Genomic DNA, 5,028 nt, shown 5'->3' with positions numbered 1-5,028 from the left:
GGCGAACTGAGTCAGGCGCTGCACGAGATTGCCAGAATGCGGTCGAGCCCCTTTCAGGCCCGCTTTTCCGGGGAGAAAGGTCGGTTTTCATGCAGAAATCGTGGGATAGAGCGCCAAAAAGTACGCTTAATCGGCATTCTTCACGTCACCGTCGCCGCCGACCCGGGTCGAAAAATTGCGGCAGGAGCGTGGCCGACGGCCTCCGTCCGGCCCGCACATTTGGGGTCACTGCGCCGCCGCGGCGACCGCGGTCAGCGCCGCCGCGCCCGTCTCGAACTGCAGACGCGCCAGGCGCGCGTACAGCCCGCCCGCCGCGAGCAGCGAGGCGTGGGTTCCCTCTTCCACGACGCAGCCGGCCTCGATGACGAGGATGCGGTGGGCGTTGACGATGGTCGCGAGGCGATGCGCGATGACGAGCGTTGTCCGCCCTTTCATCAGCGTCTCGAGCGCGCCCTGGACCAGGGTCTCATTCTCTGCGTCGAGGGCGGAGGTCGCTTCGTCGAGAAGCAGGACAGGCGCATCTTTCAGGATGGCGCGAGCGATCGCGATCCGCTGGCGCTCCCCGCCCGACAGCGTGACGCCCCGCTCGCCGAGAATCGTGTCGTAGCCTTGCGGAAGGACCGAGACGAAGCCGTCGGCGGCGGCCTTTCTGGCGGCGGCGACGACCGCCTCGCGGGTCGCATTCGGCGCGCCATAGGCGATGTTGTCGGCGACGGAGGCGCCAAAGATGAAGGCGTCCTGCGGCACCAGCGCGATTTCCGCCCGCAGCGCGGCGGGAACGAGTTGCGACACGTCGGCGCCGTCGAGCCTCACCACGCCCCGCGTCGGATCGTAGAAGCGCAGCGCGAGCTGGAAGAGCGTGGATTTCCCGGCGCCCGAGGGACCAACGATGGCGACGACCTCGCCTGGCGCCACGCGGAAGGTCACGTCCCGCAGCACCGGCTCCTCGTCTCGCCCGGGGTAGGCGAAATCGACCGACTCGAACGCCAGTTCTCCGCGAACGGGCGTGGGCAGCGTACGCGGGTGCGGAGGCGGCGCAATGCGCGGCTCGACCGCCAGCAGTTCGCCAATACGTTCCGCCGCGCCGGCGGCCTGGGACACCTCGTTCCACACCTCGGACAATTGCCCGAGCGCGCCGGCGCCGAGCACCGCGTACAGAACGAACTGCATCAGGATCCCGCCGGACATGCGCCCGGCCACGACGTCCTGCGCCCCGAGCCACAGCACGACGACGACGCTGCCGAAGGCGAGAAACAAGGCCGCCGCCGTGACGATCCCGCGCGCCTGGGACATGCTGCGCGCCGCCTCGTAGGCGCCGTAGGCGGCGTCGCGGTACCGCGCGGCGGTGAAGGCTTCCGCCACGAACGACTGCATCACGCGCACCGCCGACAGGCTTTCGGTGGCGAAGGCTGTCGCGTCCGCGAGCGTATCCTGGGCGCGCCGCGAGCGTTGCCGAACCGCCCGGCCCGCCGCGAACAGCGGCAGGACGATCACCGGGATCGCGGCCAGGACGAAGGCCGAAAGCTTGGCGCTGCTGACCACCATCATCGCGATCGCGCCGACGAACATGAAGAGATTGCGCAGCGCGATCGAGGCCGAAGACCCGAAGGTCGCCTTGAGCTGCGTCGTGTCGGCCGACAGCCGTGAGGCGATCTCGCCGGTCTTCTCGGCGTCGAAAAAGCCGGGATCGAGGCGCGTCAGGTGGGCGAAAAGATCCGAGCGCAGGTCCGCCACGACGCGCTCGCCCAGCGTCATGACCAGATAGTAGCGCGCGCCGGAGGCGAGTGCGAGCACGGCGACGACCGCGAGCATACCGATGAAGTAGACGCGGATGACGCCGGAGTTGGCGTCGGAAAAGCCGAAGTCGATCATCCGCCGGACCGCGACCGGAACGACCAGCGTCGCCGCCGATGCGACGAACAGCGCGACGAGCGCAGCGGCGATGCGCCCTTTATGGGCGAGCGCGTAGGGCAGCATCGATCTCAAGGCGCCGAGCGGGGCTCGGGACGCCCGCGGTCCGTCGGCGGCGGAAGACATGTCGTTGCTGGCTCCAAGCTTGTTCAGCGCTTTACGTCTCAAGTTTGGGCCGAAATCAAGGCCCGCCTCTGCGACCTATTGCATCGCCTCCCCGGGCGCCGTATAGCGAGTCCAGCCAAAGAGCCGCCGGACCCCCGGACGGCTCTTTCCTTATTGCGCCAGAGACGTGACGATGAAGCCCGACATCCACCCGAACTACCACATGATCAAGGTCGTCATGACCAACGGCGTCGAGTTCATGACCCGCTCTACCTATGGGCAGCCCGGAGCGACCCTGCACCTCGACATCGACCCGAACACGCATCCGGCTTGGACCGGCGGTTCGCAGCAGCTCCTCGACCGCGGCGGGCGCCTGTCGAAGTTCAACAGCCGCTTCGCCAACCTCGGCCTCGGCAAGAAGTAACGCCGTGGCCCGCGATCTCTGATCGCGGCGGCCCACGCGCCTGGCCTACAAGCCGGCAAGTCTCTTGACGCTCGTCACCTCTCCGCCGCCGCTCGCGGCGATTCGGGCGCGCGCCTCGGCGAACGGCTCGCTGACCACCGCCATGGGCCAGCCGTTGGCGTGAAGGAGCGTTCCCTCGTCGCGCATGACGCCGACATGGCCTTTCCAGAACACGAGATCGCCGCGCATCAGCGGCGCCTCCAGAGGGACCGGCTCGCCGAGCGTCGCTTCCAGCATGTCGCTGTCGCGCGGCGCGGCCACTCCGGCCGCGGTCATGCCGGCCTGAACGAGGCCCGAGCAATCGATCCCCTCCGACGTCCGGCCGCCCCACAGATAGGGCGCGTGCAGGAACATCTCGGCCACCGCGACGAAGTCCGGCTCGTGGGAGCCGGCATCCGCCAGGTGGCGCGCCCAGAGATAGCGGCCGTCCGCGGTCACGGCGAAGTCGCGCTCTTGGCGGGTGATCGTCGCCCGGGCGCCGAGCGACAGCGCCATCATGGGCGGAAGCTTGATCGACGGACCGGGATAGACGTGGGTGCGGAGCGCCGCGACCCGGTGGGTGGGTTTCGCCGGCGGGCCGAGATCGATGAGCGGCAGATAGCCGACGTAACCGTCGCGTTCGAGCTGAACCCACGCCCAGCCCTCCTCGCCGTCGTCGTAGACCGTGACGTTCTCGCCGTAGAGCGCCTCCGTCTCCAGCGGCGCATCGGTCGCGGGCGCGCGCCGGAGCGGCGCGCTCGCCTCCGTCACCTGCATCGCGCGGCCCTCGACAAAGCGGGGGGCGTCGACGAGGCCGCGAAGGTGCGCGGCGGCGAGATCCGGGCGGACGGGGGTGAGGCGGCGATCGAGCAGTGCGGACATGGCGGCTCGCTAGCAGGTTTCGCGGCCGTCGTCTCGGTCGTGCGAAAGGCCTTTCCGCCGACCCGTCCCGACGATATCTTTGGAAAACAAGGAGCGCCGCCATGAACGCCCACGGTGAGGCTGAGGACGAAAGCGCCCACGCCCCCTTCGACCGCTACGGCGCGGTCACCCACGAGGTGATCAACCAGCCGGTGGAGCTCGCCGACTTCAACCTTTACGATTCCGACGCCGCGCTGAAAGACGGCGTTCAGCGCGAGGGCGCGGAATGGGCGGCCAACAGTCTCGGGGCGTTCGGCGGCCGGGCGGGGTCGGCCGCGTATCTGGAACTCGGCGCGCTCGCCAACCGAAACCCACCCGAACTCGACACCCATGACCGCTATGGGCGGCGCGTCGACCTCGTCCGCTTCCACCCCGCGTACCATGAGCTGATGCGGACCGCGATCGAGGAGGGCATCCATTCCTCGCCCTGGACCGAGCCGCGCGAAGGGGCGCATGTCGCCCGCGCCGCGCGCTTCTACATGCAGAGCCAGGTCGAGGCCGGCCACGGCTGCCCGATCACCATGACTTTCGCCGCCGTCCCCTGCCTGAAAGTCCAGCCGGATCTGGCCCGCGACTGGCTGCCGAAGATCACCGCCCGCGTCTACGACCCGCGCAACGCGCCGGCCGGCGAGAAACACGGCCTGACCATCGGCATGGCGATGACCGAGAAGCAGGGCGGCTCGGACGTGCGCGCCAATACGACCCGCGCCGTTCCAGTGGGCGCCGGGGGTCCGGGGCAGCCTTATGAGCTCATCGGCCACAAGTTCTTCGTCTCGGCACCGATGTGCGACGCCTTCCTCGTGCTTGCCCAGGCGCCGGACGGGCTCTCCTGCTTCCTGGTTCCGCGCTGGCGGCCGGATGGGACCAAGAACCCGCTTCAGGTCATCCGCCTGAAGCGCAAGATGGGCAACGTCTCCAACGCCTCGAGCGAGACGGAGCTGCGCGGCGCGCTCGGCTGGATGGTCGGGCCGGAGGGCCGCGGCGTGCCGACCATCATCGAGATGGTGGCGATGACGCGGTTCGACTGCATGATCGGCTCCTCGGCCGGCATGCGGCGGGCGGTCGCCGAGGCGATCGACCATTGCCGGCAACGCAAGGCCTTCGGCGCACTGCTCGTCGACCAGCCGATCATGACCGCGGTGCTCGCCGACCTCGCCATCGAGGCCGAGGCGGCGCTGACGCTCACTCTGCGCATCGGCCGCGCCCTCGACCATCGCGAGGACGCCCACGAAGACGCCCTCGTCCGATTGGGAACGGCGATCGGAAAATACTGGATCTGCAAGCGCGCGCCGGGCCACGCCTACGAGGCCCTCGAATGCATCGGCGGTTCCGGCGTGATGGAGGATTCGCCGATGCCGCGCCTCTACCGCGAGGCGCCGGTGAACGCGATCTGGGAGGGCAGCGGCAACGTCCAGTGTCTCGACATCGCCCGAGCGATCTCCAGTTCGCCCGAGACGCTGGACGCCTACTTCGCCGAAGTCGGCGCGGCGAGAGGCGAAAGCGCCGCGTTCGACGCTCATCTCGCGGCGCTGAAGGACGACATGCAGGATCTCGCCGACTTCGAGGCCCGCGCCCGCGACATCTGCGACCGGCTGGCGACCGGGCTTCAGGCCGCGGCGCTGATCCGGGCGGGCTCGCCCGTCGCCGAC

General features: G+C 69.3%; 4 protein-coding genes. 2 read left to right on the top strand and 2 right to left on the bottom strand.

Annotated features, from left to right (window positions below; all coding sequences use genetic code 11):
* Nucleotides 1–225: 225 nt before the first annotated feature.
* Complete coding sequence (locus ACLP25_RS30395; RefSeq protein ID WP_442472818.1) at nucleotides 226–2,037, bottom strand: ABC transporter transmembrane domain-containing protein; 1,812 nt, start codon at nucleotides 2,035–2,037, stop codon at nucleotides 226–228.
* A 172-nt stretch (nucleotides 2,038–2,209) separates the two neighbouring features.
* Here ACLP25_RS30395 and rpmE point away from each other — a divergent pair, with 172 nt between their 5' ends.
* On the top strand, nucleotides 2,210–2,440 hold the full coding sequence (gene rpmE / locus ACLP25_RS30390) for a 50S ribosomal protein L31 (protein WP_442472817.1): 231 nt from the start codon (nucleotides 2,210–2,212) through the stop codon (nucleotides 2,438–2,440).
* Between the two features lie 45 nt (nucleotides 2,441–2,485).
* On the opposite strand, the gene ACLP25_RS30385 is transcribed toward rpmE, so the two are convergent.
* Nucleotides 2,486–3,340: a C40 family peptidase gene (locus tag ACLP25_RS30385; RefSeq protein ID WP_442472816.1), complete on the bottom strand. Its 855-nt coding sequence runs from the start codon at nucleotides 3,338–3,340 to the stop codon at nucleotides 2,486–2,488.
* Between the two features lie 101 nt (nucleotides 3,341–3,441).
* Between ACLP25_RS30385 and ACLP25_RS30380 the strand changes: the two genes are divergently transcribed.
* Nucleotides 3,442–5,028, top strand: a 1,587-nt coding sequence (locus ACLP25_RS30380; RefSeq protein WP_442472815.1) for an isovaleryl-CoA dehydrogenase, incomplete at its 3' end; no start/stop codon positions are given.

The organism is Roseiarcus sp. (assembly GCF_052145395.1).
Taxonomy (GTDB): domain Bacteria; phylum Pseudomonadota; class Alphaproteobacteria; order Rhizobiales; family Beijerinckiaceae; genus Roseiarcus.
Note: the sequence above shows the minus strand (reverse complement) of the source record. Positions and strands in the feature narration are given on the sequence as shown.